Raw genomic sequence first — 15,267 nt, 5'->3', positions numbered from 1 at the left:
AAAAGTGTTAGAAATGCTAAAATCAGGTCAATTAATAGAAGTTATAGAACATCCTTATATCGTGAATAGTTTTGAGTATGAATTGGATAGCTTGTCGAAGGAGAAAAGGGAAGAACGCTGGAAGATGATTAAGGATTTAGTATCGAGAGAAAATATGCCATTTGTATTTGAAAAAGCAAAAAGAGGAGAAATGATAAATGAACTAATAGAAAAAGGATATGTGAAAAGCACTATTTATAGATGGTTAAGAAGATATTGGAGATATGGTCAAAATAAAAACGTACTAATAGGTAATTACGAAATGTGTGGAGGTAAAGGCAAGGATAAAAAATTAGGAGAGACAAAGGTAGGTACACCAAGGAAGAGAAAACTGGTACGAGGGAATGGACAAAATGTTACAGAAGATATAAAGGTGAAAATAAAAGCAGCTTACACAAAATATTATGTCAATGGTAATAGTACTTTTGAGCAAGCCTATATAGGATTTTTAGATGATTATTTTTCGACTACTATTATAGTTGGTAGTGAAGAAAGAAGAATACTTAGAAATGATATTGTTCAATTAAGTTTGAATCAATTTGTATACTGGGGTAAAAAATTAACCGACAAGCTATATGTGACGAAAGCTAGAATGGGAGAGAGAAATTACAATTTAGGTCAAAGGTATTTAGGAGACAAATCTAATAACCATGTTTTTGGCCCTGGGAGTGTCTTTCAAATAGATTCTACTCCGATAGATGTATATTTAGTGTCTGCATTAAACCCGAATGCTATTATACGTCGCGCCACTCTTTATTTTGTATTGGATGTATTTAGTAGAATGATTACTGGTTTTCATGTGGACACTAGGCCAGCTTCTTTAGAGTTAGCAAAATTAGCATTCTATTCGGTAGCATGTAATAAGCAAATATTTTGTAGAGACCTTGGGATAAATATTGGTTCAGAAGAATGGATTGCTGAGCATAAGCCTCAGGCCATTGTTGCAGATCGTGGAGAATTAAAAAGTAAAGGTATTGAACCATTAATTGAACTTTTGGGTCTTAATACGAAAAATACCCCCAGTTATAGGGCGGACCTGAAAGGTATTGTTGAAAGAGCTTTAGGATTAGTGCAGCAGAAAGCTAAGCCGTTTTTTCCTGGTTATATTGATAAAAATTTTGGTACAAGAGGTAGTAAAGATGTACGATTAGATGCGGTATTAACTATTGATGATTTTCGAAAATATATTATTGAGTATATACGTAATTATAATCAAAGTACACTTGAGAATTATGAAATGACCGCTGATTTAATAAGAGATGGAGTGTCTCCAATTCCAAATGAATTATGGAAATGGGGGATTCAAAACTCTTCTGGACTATTGTCAAAAATACCTCATAATGAACTGAAATATATGTGTATGACTAGTATAAAAGGAAGGATTACTAAGGAAGGGCTTAAAGTAAGGAATTTAATATATGATTCGGAAGAAGAAAATGTAAAGCAGTGGTTTGCTCTAGCTAGAAAGAAGACAAGGACCATAGAAATTGTATATGATGCAAGAAATATGACTTATATGTATTATCGAAATCCTGAAACGAGAAAATTTATAGTATTTGAAATGGACTCAAGAAGCCCATATTATGGAAAATCATTAATGGAAATAGAAGCTATCCAAGAGTATGAAAAATATTTAAAAGATCGACATTATACAGAGGATTTAGAAAGAGAATTGACTTTTTCCAAACGGGTGCAAAATATGGTAAATGATGCAAAAAGAAAGACAAATGGGGGTTTTGGATTTAAAACCTGAAAGTAACACCGCTAGACTGAAAAATATAAATGAGAATACATTACAAGAAAGTTATAATAGATTGCCGCAAGAGGGAATGTACCTTGATGAAATTGAAGAACATAAACAAATCAAAAGGTTGTTGAATACAGAAGAACAAAAATCTGATTATGATAATCAAGAATTAGAAGAAATTGAAGAGTATGAGCAAAATGATATGGAGCTATTTCTGGAAGTATTGAAAGAAAGGGAGGATGGAAGTGGAAGAATGTAAGGATGTAGATAAAAAGCTTTCTTTACACGTAGATGATGCTGATTGGCATGATGCTGTTTATATAGAACAAAAAATAGAAGAGTACAAAGGGAACCCTTTTCTTGAAACCCTTTCACCTGTTTTGGATTCTAAAGAAATGATTAAAGGCTTATTGCATTATCCGGCGTATAGTGATGAAGAACGGAAAGAATTAAGGCATTATAGGATACATTATCTTAGAAGGCTTAATAAATTTTTTCAGCCGTTCTTTAGACATTCAATTTTATATGAAATGTTTGATTGTGCTTTAAGGCAAAGTTATTTACAAAGGAACCCTTTAGATAGAAAGGAAAAGGTTCATTTAAATGATATATATCATTCTATGTTAGATGGTGAATTTACTTATAATTTAGAAAAAACAGTTGCAAGTGAAGGTTTTTTAGTTATCGGGATATCTGGAGGTGGAAAATCGAGAAGTATAAATAGATTGTTGTCGATGTACCCACAAGTTATTCAACATAAAGAATATGAGGGGCAATTTTTTTTACGTACGCAAGTGGTGTATTTAAAAATTGATTGTCCGCATGATGGCACATTAAAAGGATTAGCTGCAGCATTTTTTAGTGAATTAGATAGAATATTAGGTACTAACTATGCTGTAACGAAGATGAGAGGTGGACGTGCCAATGTTACTCAGCTAATGTTGGCGATAGAAAATCTAATTATCATACATGCTATTGGGATATTAATAGTGGATGAAATTCAACATTTAAGTATTGCAAAAAGTCAAGGCGAAGAAATGATGATGAATTTTTTTGTTACATTAACAAATCGCAGTAAAATACCAATTATTTTTGTTGGGACACCAAAAACAGAAACTTTATTTGGTAAGGCGTTAAGACAAACGCGGAGAATGTGCGGACAAGGATATTTGACTTGGAGCAATTTAGAGAAGGATAGTAGTGAATGGAAACTATTTGTTGAAGTGATTTGGAAATACCAGTGGACAAAGGAAATAACGCCATTAACGGATGAACTACGTGATGCATTTTATGAATCTTGCCAAGGAATCATTGCTGTAGCAATAAAGTCGTATATCCTTACTCAAATGGAAACGATGAAAAAGAAGAAGGAAATTATTACACCAAGAATGTTTCAAGAAGCCTCTAAAAAACATTTACGAATATTAAAACCTATGTTATCGGCAATTAAGTCTGGGAATAAAGCCGAAATGAAAAAATACGAAGATATATTAATAACTTTTATAAATGAAAAATCAGAAGGTATTATAGATAATGAGATTGAAGCGCTTAATATGGAGTATCATTTAGAAAAACAAAAAGAACAAATGCAACAAAAAGATACTAAAGAAGTATTAGAGTTAAAGCTAATAGATAAAATTCAAGCAATTGGATTTGGGTATAAAGAGGTAAAAAAGGCTGTTGGAGATGTATTGCGAGCTTACGAAAAAAATATGAGTGAAGAATTTTTAGCGCAACAAGCAATTCAATATATATTTATGAAGAATAATCCTCAAAAAGATAGATTAGTAGTAGAGCAGGAAACTACTAAATTAATGGTTGAAGAACTAGAAAAAGCTAATCTTCCAAGTGACAAAAAGTCTTCAAAAAAGAGAAAGGCTAAGATTACAGATTATAGTAAAGATGAGACATATGTAATTAATGTAAAAGATGATATTATCTCGAGTGAATAATTTAAATGTGGGGGAGATAGATGAAATACTTCCCGAAACCGTATGAGAATGAATCTTTATATAGTATCGTTGCAAGGTTTCATACTCATATGGGTAATGAAACTGTTAAAGAAAGTTATAAGAATTTATTTGGAAAAGATAATAAAACTGTGCATATTGAGTTTCCGACAGATATTAATAATATTGCGAGTAATGAATTAATTTCTTCCTATTATAACGTTGAATATTTTATAAAATATCATACTACATTCCCTTATTATGGAGTATTTCTTAACGAAGCTGAAAAATGTTCTTTCATGGAAGAATTGGCAAGTGGAGTTGGAGTTAAACATATTTTTAAATTAGGTTTAATAAGTGGTGATTTAAAATTAAAAGAAAATCTATTTTTTGCCCATTATGTTCCAAGGAACAAGAAGGGGGATTTGGGGAAGCATATTGGAATAGACTACATCAGATCCAAGGATATATGGTCTGTACAAAGCATTTGGTTCTTCTAGAAGAAGCTCCTTTGAAGAATAGACGAAGTCTAGTTTCTGTATCTACATATATGAAAAGCTGGACTTCAAATATACTTTTTTTAGAACAAGAAGATTGGAGAGTTAAAATAGCAAATCAGATTGAATGGTTATTTGAAACTACAGCTAATGTAACACCAGGGTTTATTAAGAGACAGTATAATGAAAGATTAAAACAACAAGGATATATTAGTTATGATGGACATACATTAAAACATCAAAAGCTAATGAATGACATAAGATCTTTCTATTCGGAAGACGCATTAGAAAAAATAGGATTTAAATTTAAGGTAAACGCTTCTCAAAGTTGGATTTCTGGTGCTGTTAAAGGGAAATCTGTGCATCCTTTACGTCATATACTACTCATATTATTTTTATGTAATACATTGCAAGAGTTCTTTGAACAGGATTATGAATATCGTCCTTTTGGAATGGGCCCGTGGAAGTGTATAAATCCGGTTTTTAGTCATGAGGAAGCCTACTATATTACAAATGTGGAAATCAGTCATAGTCAATATACAAAAAGAGCAGTGGGATTATTTAAGTGTGATTGTGGTTTTCAATATTTATGTAATGAACCGATGGAAAATAAAGAATTTGATAAAGAGAACTTTAAGGTAAAAAGAATTCATCAATTTGGAGAAGTATGGGATAATGCCTTAGCCAAGATGGTAAAGGAAAAACAGCCATTAAATTATATTTCTCAACGGTTGGATGTTTCAACGAAGAAAATTAAAATAGAAGCTAAGAGGTTAAAGCTAAATGGCTATTGGTCAAATAAAGGGTTATATGTAAAAAAAGAAGTATTTGAAAATCAAAGAGATTATTACACTGAAATAAAAGAATTTCAAAAGATCAATCCCATGACTACACGTAAGCAAATCTCAGAAGAAAGATCAGCAGCGTATCGTTGGTTAATAAAAAATGACAGAGTATGGTTTGAAGAAAACATGCCTCTCGCATTGCCGACAGGTAATAAAAATAGAGTGGATTGGTCAGAACGGGATGAGCAGCTATTAAAAGATATTCAGCAGTTAATAACAGATTGGGATAATAACATAGAAAAGCCAGTTAGAATAACAGAGACATCAATTGCAATAAACCTATTAAATAAACTAACTTTATATGGGAAGTACCGTGAGAATTATCCAAAAACCATGCAATATGTTTCGTCAATTGTGGAAACATATGAACAATACTATAAGCGATGTGTTAAAAAAGCGATTGATATATGGGGGAATAATTTTACTAGTGTTAATCAATTAATTAAAGCTGCACAAATCAGTTACGGAGCGTATTATCAAATTAAAGAATATGTAGAGAAGAATACTAATATTAAGTCATGAGTTCATTGGATCTGTAGCATATGAATTTATGACTTAATTTGTGTTTTGAAACCTATTAATGAATATGAAATTAAGAAGGTGAGATATAAAAGGTATATCAATTAGAATGCAGGCGTTCAGGTAATCAATTTGAATTAGTTAAACCCAAGGGACAAAAGAACTTTTAATGAGTTGTATTTTCTCCAAACTAAAGGTGCTGTTTAGATTAGTGGACAAAGATACTTCTATTGATTAATAATTTGTTTGATTAATAGATCGAATATTTTTATTGTTTTGTTATTATTACGTTTATATAATATAATTTTTATAGGAGGTGCAGATATGTTTTATCAAACACAGCATCAAAAGAAAACATCAGCGGATAAGACAGCGATAGGATTTGATTATCAATTTTTATATTTTGTATTATTGTTATTACGTTTAAAACCATCTCAAAGAATTGGCTATGAAGTAAAAGACGATATTCATATCGAACTAGAAGAAAAAGAAATATATATTCAATTAAAACATTCTATGAAATTAGACAGTGAAAACAACACAAAGAATTTAACAGATTTAGATATGGACTTATGGAAGACAATATTTAATTGGACCATGATAATTAATGAGATTGATATAAGTATGCAAAATGAATTTCTTAATAAAATAGAATTTATGTTAGTTACAAACAAAAATAATAACAAAAAATAAAGTTTATGAAAATATAAATAAGTTTCAAACAGAAAAATTAAATATAGATGAGTTTCAAGATTTTTTAAAGCAACTGTGTGAAAAGACCAAATCAGCTGAAATAAAAAAATACATATTGAAATCCTTATCTATAGAAAAAGATGTTTTAGGGAAATTTCTTAATTTAATAGTTATAGTATTTGATGAAGATCAAATTATTGAGAAACTAGAAAAAGAAATTCTATCTAAATATGTGGATGAAAGAAAGGTTGGTGATGTTTTAAAGAGTATTATAGGAGAATTTAAAGTTTGGCACTATGATAGTGTAAAAAAAATGAAAAAAGGATACTAACTTTTGAAGATATAAATCAAAGAGTAAAAAATTTTTTCATTTATATATATAATAAAAGATTATAGCATAATTCAAGATTTTGAAAGGCTTTTTAAAAAGATAAAGGATATTGTACTTCCAATTTTAGCTACAAGTATTGTGATTTTTTGCTCTTGTTTTCTGTTAACAGTTTACGCTTCTGGTAAAAATCCTTTTTGGGGAGCTATGCGTATGTACTCTTTTATATTTTTTATGTTTTTTCTATGTTTATCTTTGTTTAGTAAACGGGAGAATATAAAATCTAGAATATATTTATTCGCATTAGCGGCTTTATCTACACCACTTTTATTCTTAGAAAATATCTACTGTTTAGTTGTGGTAGTAATAGGTATTACTGGAATAACTCTTATGCAAAAATATAGAAATGAATAAAAAGAATGATTTTGCAAATAACGTTCATAAATATAAAGTTTAGGATAGTGAATAATGCAGGAATTTGATATTTAAAATGAGATTTCCTTATATTTAATTATTTATAAATATATTCAAATGTAATGTAGAACTTCATTTTTATATGCATAATTCAAAGGGTGTTAATTAAATTATATATAATTAATTTAGTCCAGTATGAAAAAAGAAAAAGTGGGGTTTACACCATATCTATAGGTGTGCCTAGCTATACATAGCTTATTGGGTTCTGATGCAAAGAATATCTAAAATTTTGACATACTATTACTCTAAAAAAGGTGTGCAATTGGTGTGGAAATAAATAGTAGTAGTCGATTTTTGCGATATATCAATATTTAACAAATGGATGTGTCATATAATTTTGATGAACACTATATATTAAAAAACAAGAGAAAGTATATAAATATTTTTGTGAAATTATTAACAAAAAGAGAAAAATGTATGCGACTAATTAAAAAAATCTCGTCTTTATGCGATTTGCTAGTAGCGAAGTTTTTTCTCTTTTGACAAGTGAATAAATTACATTTCAAAAGGGGGCAACATTTACTGTTGCTCCCTTTTAATATGTAGATTTAATTGTTAAACGAGAATATGGTGAAGTAATTTTGCAGTTTATTTCTTGGCTGCGTTAGCTTACATTTATCTATGTATAAAAAAGCGCTGTATACAGCACTTTTTAAAAGGTGCATGAATTGTATAATGAAGATTTTTACATTATTAAAGACATAACTATGCATGGCCCAATATTGATTCGTATTTGGTTAATTGTCATAAGGATCTATACGATTATTTATTTTTATTATTATTAATTTTTTCCGTATATAACACCTGTTCTTTATAGTGTTTTTTAATTGGGAAAGTATGTGTACCAGAGCCGTTTTTGAATTTTTTATCAATGGGGTTCTTTAGAGGGATTGTTGTAGTTTCTGTAAATTCATATGGGTAGTTGATTTTAGATTTATCTTCAAACATGAAAATGCCTCCTTTTAGGATTTCCTGAATTCTTTACTATAACATGATATGCATATAGATTTTTTTGGACTAGTTATTTATAGAGGTTAATGGAATTTAATTATGTAACTACTGAAGTATTTTAAAGGAAAACAATTCGAGAAAGATATTGTATGAATAGCCGCTCACTATTATTGTTGTTTTAAGTTATTATGGTGTATTTGAAATTCACGTACCATATCGGTCTATCTAACAAGTACTATGTGACGATCTCTTTTATATATAGTTGAAGTTAATTTTGCATATATATTCGTTATAAATTGTTTTTATAATATGATTCATATAGGTTTTTCTTGATAATATAATGCAAGAGATTATAGTCTTATTAGGTTATTAGGAACATTTAATGCTGTTTCATAACTGAAAGGGAATTGAAAAAACTGAAACTTTTCTCATAAAAATTCAATCTAACTTGAAAAATGAAAGGAAAATGAAATTTTCCAAAAGATATTCTTTGTTAAGATAAAAAGCATACATACAAAAAGTATTGACATATCTTAAAAATGTATTTTCAAGATATAGTGGGGGAAAAGATGAGATTAGAAAAACAATTAATAAAAAAGATGTATTATGAAACATTCCTAATGGAGAATGAAACAAAACCAACTCTTGACGTACTTGGACAAGCTTATGTAAACGAAGAAAAAATGAGATTTCTGATGGGTCTTATATTCGTTTTGCACAAGGTGAATTTTATTATCGTCATCAAGATTTTGAAGCAGCTATTTTTAAATGGGAGAAGGTTAGTAATGAATTAGCACCATGGGCACAAAAAAATATTGCGGATGCTTATTTCGAACTTAATCAATTATCATATGCTGAAAATATTTATACTTCCATTACTACTGATAATAAAATATTGATGACCGAAATTAGACTACAATTACTTTCTCTTTACATTGAGCAAAATAATTTTGACTCAGCTTTCGGTGTTATTAAAGAAGCAGTTTCTTTAAATCCTGATTATCCGAATGTCACAAAAATTGCCCGTTCCTTTTATGAGGAACAGCAAGATTTTGATAGTGCAGTAGAGCTTGCTGTGAATGAGTTAATTCGCATAGAATCGTATCCTTGGTTTGAGGTGTTAAAAGGATATATCGATAAAGGGTTTACTAAACATATTTCACCAGACTATTTTTATGATGCATTAGCTACATTAAATAATGTAGATCAAGTACAATTTACGCAAATGGTTTCATCACTCTGGAACAGTTATAAAAATGAAAAAAATTACTTATTGTGGCTTAACACAATAAATGAATTTTTCTTACATATTGAAATACATTCGTCCGATATATGGAACAAAGTTTCTGCTCTTTACGAAGAAACGTACTTTGCATTAATTCAAGGTCAATATAGGCTTAGACAATTAAACGATATCATACCAAATCTGTTAGCAAATTGGTTAAAGGTGGTCAATCCATCTTATGCTGTATTTCCATCTGCAGCTGTATTGGCATGGGATGAGATTTTCCCTTCCAAAATAGATTCAGCAAATATAGAACATGCGGAAAACTTACTGTCACATTCTATTAATCATGTAAATGGCTTAGAGTACAGCTTACACCTTTTTGAATCTATTACACAATGGGCACAAAAGCACAATATAGAAATAGGTCACCGATTTAAATGGCTAGTTGACGAGCTCGCAGATTTAAGAACAAATCGTATTTTAGTAACGGGAACTTCAGGAAACGGAAAAACTACATTTATTAACTCTATATTAGGAGAAAATATATTAGAAAAATCAATTTCAAATGTAGTAGTTTTAAAAAATGATGCTCATATAGAAATAAACGCTATAACAGACTCAGCAATTACAACAACGGAAGATGTCTCTGATTACCATAATATGATGTCTCAGCACTATCAAACATATAGAGATAGAGCATGTGTTGAATTTAAATTACCATGCAGATTTTTAAATGATAATAAACTTACATTTGTAGTGACACCGGGCTTTAATAGGAATAACGACACTAGAGATGAGATATTCGAATATTTAAATTCTGTAGACAAATTACTGTTCGTATTGAATGCGGATTCACCTTTTACTGATAAAGAACGTGACATTCTATTAAGTATTCAAGAACATACACCAAATTTACAAATTCATTTCTTATTAAATAAAATCGATAACATTTACAGTGAAGCAGAAGTAAAAAGGGTATTACATGATACGGCAGCGAGAATAAACACATATTTCCCGCATGCGAGAATTTTCCCTTATTCTTCGTTATATACAAGTAGTCAACAATTAAATGATTTAACTGAGTTTATTCATTTTAACTTTAATCATAAACATATAGATGCAGAACGTACTGAAAAGTTATTATATTTCATTCGAAAAACAATTACATATCTTTTGGATAAACGTGTTGAGAAAGAAAACAATCTAGTGGATGCTATTAATTGGAATGAAGATATGCTAGTGAAACTAAACGGTAGCATTAATAACCTTACTGCATTTGAGAGGGAAAAAATTCATCTCATTACACAATCATATCGTTCAATGAAAACTGAAATTACAAATGATCTTACTGAAAATATTCCGAAGATATTAAAGAGCTGTTCTAATTTAATTAGTGAAGAAAGTGATTTCGGGCACATGGATACGGAACTAAATAAAGCAATGAATAAAAGAGTGCATAAATATTTAGAACAAACTGTATTACCTAATCTTGCTCTTTCTATGCAAAATTGGATTGCAACTTCTAATAATGAGCTTCTTCAAAGTCAAACGTATTTAGAAGAACTTAGTGAAGGGCTTAATTCACTATTTGGAGAAAATAGAATACAGTTAGAATGTGACTTTAAAGTGCTTGATGACTGGCGCAGGGATACTGACAGAATGACGACTAGAATACAAATGGATGAAGTAAATATTTTACGTCGATTTACGCCAGCACAATTTTTACTGAAAAGTGCCGGTAAATTATTTGGAGTTCTTCCTAAAAATAAATCTATGCTATATAACAAATACAAACAGTATGTAGAAAATGAAGATTATACTGAAGTAACGGCTTCTATTATGAAGAAATTTTTCTTGCAATTTGAGCTGTTTGAAAACACACAAGAGCGAGATATAAATATATTCTTTAGGAATCCATTTAACTCCTTGAAGCAAGCTGTAGAAAACACGCATTTAGAAATAAAAGAAAAACAAGAGATATTACATAAGATGAAATCAAACCCTGAAATCTATCATGATTCTATCATGCTCTTTAAATTGAGAATGCGTCAATGTGAAGTGATTTTAAATATAGGTGATGATAATACCTATACGGATGTAGCTTTAGAAACAAGTGTAGAATAAAAGTAAAATACATCAGATTTTTCATATGAAATTGCATGATGTGTTATAAGAAAGTAAAAGGGAGCAACTGTAATAAGTTGCTCCTTTTTCATATATAGATTATTTTTCAGTTTCTTTAATTTTAGTTTGCACTTCGCCAGTTTTAATTTTATTGCTTTCTGAGAAGCGTAATAAATCGCCTTCAATAATTTTGTCAGACATTAGTAATTCATTTTGTGCACGTTTAATGAGGGCTTGAGCTTCTTTTTTTGGTAAATCTACAATTTCACCTGTTATACGGTCGTAGAAAGTGTTGTTTTTGTATGCATACTTATCTGTAACGAAGCTACCATCGCGTAAAACAACAAAGCCAGTATATTCATCTGAAAACATATCATGGCCAAAACGGATATCATTCGTAGAATCAACACCTAATAAATTTAGAATAGTAGGTTTCATATCGATTTGTCCCGTAGGCTTTGAAATAGTTTGACCTTCTGTTTGTCCAGGAATATGAATATATAAAGGTGTACGTTGTAAATTTAAAGTATCAAATTCTGTTATTTGATCTTTTTCTAAAAACTGCGCCATTGCACGATTATGTTTTTCGGAAATGCCATAATGATCACCGTATAACACAATAATAGAATCATCATACATTCCCTCGGCCTTTAAACGCTCAATAAATTTTTTAATTGATTCGTCTAAGTAACGTGCAGTTACGATGTAACGATCAAATACGCCATTACCAGAGTTGTATGGTTCAATGAATTTTGTATCTTCATCATACGTAAACGGATAATGGTTTGTTAAAGTAAGGAAACGAGCATAGAATGGTTGATCAACAGTTTTTAATATATCTACTGATTGATCAAAGTATTCGATATCTTTTAATCCCCAATTTAAATTTGTTTCTGGCGTAATTTTGTAATCAAGCTCATTATAGTAACGATCATAACCAAGAGCAGAGTACATAATATTACGATTCCAAAATGTTGCGTTATTCGCATGGAATACAGAAGTGAAATAACCTTGCTGACGTAAAATTTCTGGAGTCGCAGTATAATCATTGTTACCGTGTGTGAAGAATACAGCCCCTCGATTTAATGGATACAACGACGTATCGATTAGAAATTCAGAATCGGATGTTTTCCCTTGACCAGTTTGATGGAAAAAGTTATCAAAGTAATAACTTTCATTTATGAATTCATTTAGGAATGGTGTAACTTCTTGCCCATTGACTGATGCGCCTATTAAGAAGGTCTGCAAGGATTCAAGAGTGACGACAATTACGTTTTTTCCTTTCGCTGCACCAAACATATTAGGGTTTGGCTCGCTTTGGTTTGCTTTTACGTAGTTTTCAGTTTCTTGTAATTTACTACTATCAGCAAGTGCTTTTTGTGACCCAGCTTTTACTTGCAGTGTTAAGTCATATACTTGGTGAGTATATAAGCCTAAATTTTTGACAAGCATTACCCGGTCGAATGATCTCGTTAATAATTCAGGGCGCTCTTTTTCTGCAAGATGTAGATTCGCAAAGAATACACCAATCGTTAAAAGAAAGTATAACAAGCGTGTAGAATGAGTTACACGTTCTGTTTTAAAGACCAATGATTTCTTTTTTAATAAAATAAAGAAGAAAACAATGTCTACGAATGCGAGTATAATTTTGTAGTTTAATATTTCTATAATACTGCCGCCTAATTGGCCAAAGTTTGAGGTTTGTCCAAGTACTGGTAATGTAACGAAATCACTATAAAAATCATAGAACATTACATTTCCAACAAGCACGATCGTTAATAAGAAATTAATACATAGCGCTATATAATTTCGCTTTTCACCAGTTGCAAATAATGCTAATCCAACAAATGCTAATGATGCGGCTAGAGGGCTAATAAACAAAATAAGCTCTTGCGTTGATGACTCAATTTTTAAATCAAAACTGAATCGCGTAATAAGATATGTTTTTAACCATACTGCTAAAGCCATTATTATAACAAAGCTTATATTTTGTATTTGTAAATTTATTTTATTCTTCATTTTTACACCTTCTTTATACAATTTATTTAATTGAAGTTATATATTATGTTTTTATAACTATTAAAGTGTAATGAACCATTTAGACTCTGTTTTCTAAAGGGAATAATTTGAAGTATTCATATACATACAATGGGGATTTTTAAAGCGTAGTAGCATAAATATAACTCTTTTTGAGAAACGGGCAGAACAAGTCATTGTTGTAGTGAAATTGACTTATAGACATCCTACCATATTAAACACTATGATGATGTTACAAAATATCGAACAAATGAAAGTGAAAATGGATAGAGACTTTTAAAACTGTTGACATTCAATTTATTAAAATTGAATGCCAATCGTTTTAAATATACAGTTATGTTATATATGTATTTTGTAAAATTCCGATTCTTTGTCAGTTAATCATTAGCCGGGAAGGATAGGAGGGGTTATTAAAACACTTTTACTATATATAAGTAAAAGTGTTTTGAAATTGAAAATATTTGACTGACATCTTAATGATAGAAATAAATGTCAGATAAGTACTTTCCAACATACAGACCACTTGCAGCTGCTTGAGATAATGAATGCGTAACGCCTGAACAATCTCCAATTAAAAATAGCCCATGTATACTAGTTTCAAAATGATTATTAATTTTTATCGTAGGAGCATAGAACTTTCCGTCAATTCCATATAGTAAAGTATGTTGATCAATAGGCTCTTGTATAAATTGTTCTAAACGTAATAAAAATTCTTTCAGCCCTTCAATATACAATTGAGGAATTTCTTGATTCAAATCTCCATAATCCCCCTGTAGTGTAGGCTGTATACGATTATGTTCCATGCTGTTTTCCGCCGTAGGTTGTTTCTTTAGTAAGTCCTCTAAGCGCTGTATAACAATCCGATCTCGTCCTTGGTTAATGCCTTTAATAATTGAACTTGCGTATACATTTGCTTCTTTGAGAGTTGGAAAATGGCGAGGAATAAATAAAGTGAAATTTAAGTTAGAAGTGCCAGTTCCTTGCTCTCGAAAATTTTGACCGTCAGGCATAACTAAACCTTCTTCGTACTTTCGAATGATGCGTCCTTTTGGATTCATACAGTAAGTAGTTGCTGTGAAATGCTCACCTTGATAAGAAAGTTTTGTTTCAAAAGTATCTTTTAATATAGAACGTAATTGATGTTCTTTCATTTCTACTCTAATTCCTAAATCTACACGTGTTTGCTCTTGAGAAATATTTAGGGAACTGCACATTTCTTTTAACCAATCGGCCCCAGAGCGCCCAGTTGCAAATACTAGTTGCTTAGTTTGAACTGTTCCTTGATTTGTCTCTATTGTAAAATGATCTTCCTGTTTCAGAATATGTTGTACATCTATATGAAATTGGATCTTTATTTTTTTCAGTAAAAATTCATAGAGCTGCTGAAAAATATTACTGGAAAGTGTAGTACCAAGATGTCTTACTTCTGTTGTTAGCATTTGTAAACCAGACGCTTGAGCTCTTTTAGTGAGACTTGAATTTTCAGTAGAATATTTTGAAACCGAACTTCCACCAAACTGACATAGAATTTCATCTACTTCAGCCATGAGTTGTATAAAGCCCTCTTTACCGACTTTTTGCTCAAGTTCTCCGCCAAATCCGTTTGTATAATTAAATTTCCCTTCAGATTTTCCTAAACCACCAAACCCGAAATATTTATCACATGTAGTACAATTACACACTTTTTCTTCGTCTAAAGGACAATGGCGATCTTCTAGCGCTTTACCTTTATCAAGAATTAAAACTTTTTTGTTACTTTTAGCTAGTGAATAAGCCATAAAAATGCTACTTACTCCAGCGCCGATAATTGTAACATCATACATATTCTTTCACCTG

At 30.5% G+C, this 15,267-nt stretch carries 10 protein-coding genes and 1 pseudogene; 8 read left to right on the top strand and 3 right to left on the bottom strand.

Translation table 11 applies throughout. The features are described 5' to 3' along the window. Nucleotides 1-4: 4 nt before the first annotated feature. The 7 genes from JFU02_RS09795 (at nt 5) to JFU02_RS09765 (ending at nt 6,620) form a co-directional block, all read left to right on the top strand. Entirely contained in the window at nt 5-1,792 is a 1,788-nt protein-coding gene (locus JFU02_RS09795) for a DDE-type integrase/transposase/recombinase (RefSeq protein WP_201070868.1), read from the top strand. Then, entirely contained in the window at nt 1,746-2,045 is a 300-nt protein-coding gene (locus tag JFU02_RS09790) for a hypothetical protein (RefSeq protein WP_201070866.1), read from the top strand. Before JFU02_RS09795 ends, JFU02_RS09790 begins: the two co-directional genes overlap by 47 nt. Next, nucleotides 2,032-3,738: an AAA family ATPase gene (locus tag JFU02_RS09785; RefSeq protein WP_201070864.1), complete on the top strand. Its 1,707-nt coding sequence runs from the start codon at nt 2,032-2,034 to the stop codon at nt 3,736-3,738. Before JFU02_RS09790 ends, JFU02_RS09785 begins: the two co-directional genes overlap by 14 nt. 89 nt (nt 3,739-3,827) lie before the next feature. After that, nucleotides 3,828-4,235, top strand: a complete 408-nt coding sequence (locus JFU02_RS09780) for a hypothetical protein (protein WP_201070862.1) — start codon at nt 3,828-3,830, stop codon at nt 4,233-4,235. 11 nt (nt 4,236-4,246) lie between these two features. After that, nucleotides 4,247-5,599: a TnsD family Tn7-like transposition protein gene (locus JFU02_RS09775; RefSeq protein WP_201070860.1), complete on the top strand. Its 1,353-nt coding sequence runs from the start codon at nt 4,247-4,249 to the stop codon at nt 5,597-5,599. 321 nt (nt 5,600-5,920) lie between these two features. Next, nucleotides 5,921-6,289 (top strand): hypothetical protein, encoded by a 369-nt coding sequence (locus JFU02_RS09770; protein ID WP_201070858.1) that lies wholly within the window; start codon nt 5,921-5,923, stop codon nt 6,287-6,289. 115 nt (nt 6,290-6,404) lie between these two features. After that, entirely contained in the window at nt 6,405-6,620 is a 216-nt protein-coding gene (locus tag JFU02_RS09765) for a hypothetical protein (protein ID WP_201070856.1), read from the top strand. Nucleotides 6,621-7,853: 1,233 nt separating this feature from the next. On the opposite strand, the gene JFU02_RS09760 is transcribed toward JFU02_RS09765, so the two are convergent. After that, nucleotides 7,854-8,039 carry a hypothetical protein gene (locus JFU02_RS09760; RefSeq protein WP_000461126.1) on the bottom strand — a complete coding sequence of 62 codons (186 nt, stop codon included), beginning with the start codon at nt 8,037-8,039 and terminating at the stop codon, nt 7,854-7,856. A 572-nt stretch (nt 8,040-8,611) separates the two neighbouring features. Between JFU02_RS09760 and JFU02_RS09755 the strand changes: the two are divergent. Beyond that, nucleotides 8,612-11,394 (top strand): annotated as a pseudogene (locus JFU02_RS09755) (dynamin family protein). A gap of 99 nt (nt 11,395-11,493) precedes the next feature. On the opposite strand, the gene JFU02_RS09750 reads toward JFU02_RS09755, so the two are convergent. Next, nucleotides 11,494-13,413, bottom strand: coding sequence for an LTA synthase family protein (locus tag JFU02_RS09750; protein WP_086407578.1), 1,920 nt, complete (start codon nt 13,411-13,413; stop codon nt 11,494-11,496). Nucleotides 13,414-13,904: 491 nt separating this feature from the next. Continuing rightward, entirely contained in the window at nt 13,905-15,254 is a 1,350-nt protein-coding gene (locus JFU02_RS09745; protein ID WP_086407577.1) for an NAD(P)/FAD-dependent oxidoreductase, read from the bottom strand. Between the last annotated feature and the right edge of the window lie 13 nt (nt 15,255-15,267).

It is taken from the genome of Bacillus sp. TH13 (assembly GCF_016651175.1).
Lineage (GTDB): Bacteria > Bacillota > Bacilli > Bacillales > Bacillaceae_G > Bacillus_A > Bacillus_A thuringiensis_S.
This window is presented reverse-complemented; position numbering and strand designations above follow the sequence as displayed.

Excerpts from the sequence above, each read along its gene's own strand:
- JFU02_RS09790 (WP_201070866.1), top strand. The coding sequence starts at position 1,746 with ATGATGCAAAAAGAAAGACAAATGGGGGTTTTGGATTTAAAACCTGAA.
- JFU02_RS09780 (WP_201070862.1), top strand. The coding sequence starts at position 3,828 with ATGGGTAATGAAACTGTTAAAGAAAGTTATAAGAATTTATTTGGAAAA.
- JFU02_RS09770 (WP_201070858.1), top strand. The coding sequence starts at position 5,921 with ATGTTTTATCAAACACAGCATCAAAAGAAAACATCAGCGGATAAGACA.
- JFU02_RS09760 (WP_000461126.1), bottom strand. The coding sequence starts at position 8,039 with ATGTTTGAAGATAAATCTAAAATCAACTACCCATATGAATTTACAGAA.
- JFU02_RS09750 (WP_086407578.1), bottom strand. The coding sequence starts at position 13,413 with ATGAAGAATAAAATAAATTTACAAATACAAAATATAAGCTTTGTTATA.
- JFU02_RS09745 (WP_086407577.1), bottom strand. The coding sequence starts at position 15,254 with ATGTATGATGTTACAATTATCGGCGCTGGAGTAAGTAGCATTTTTATG.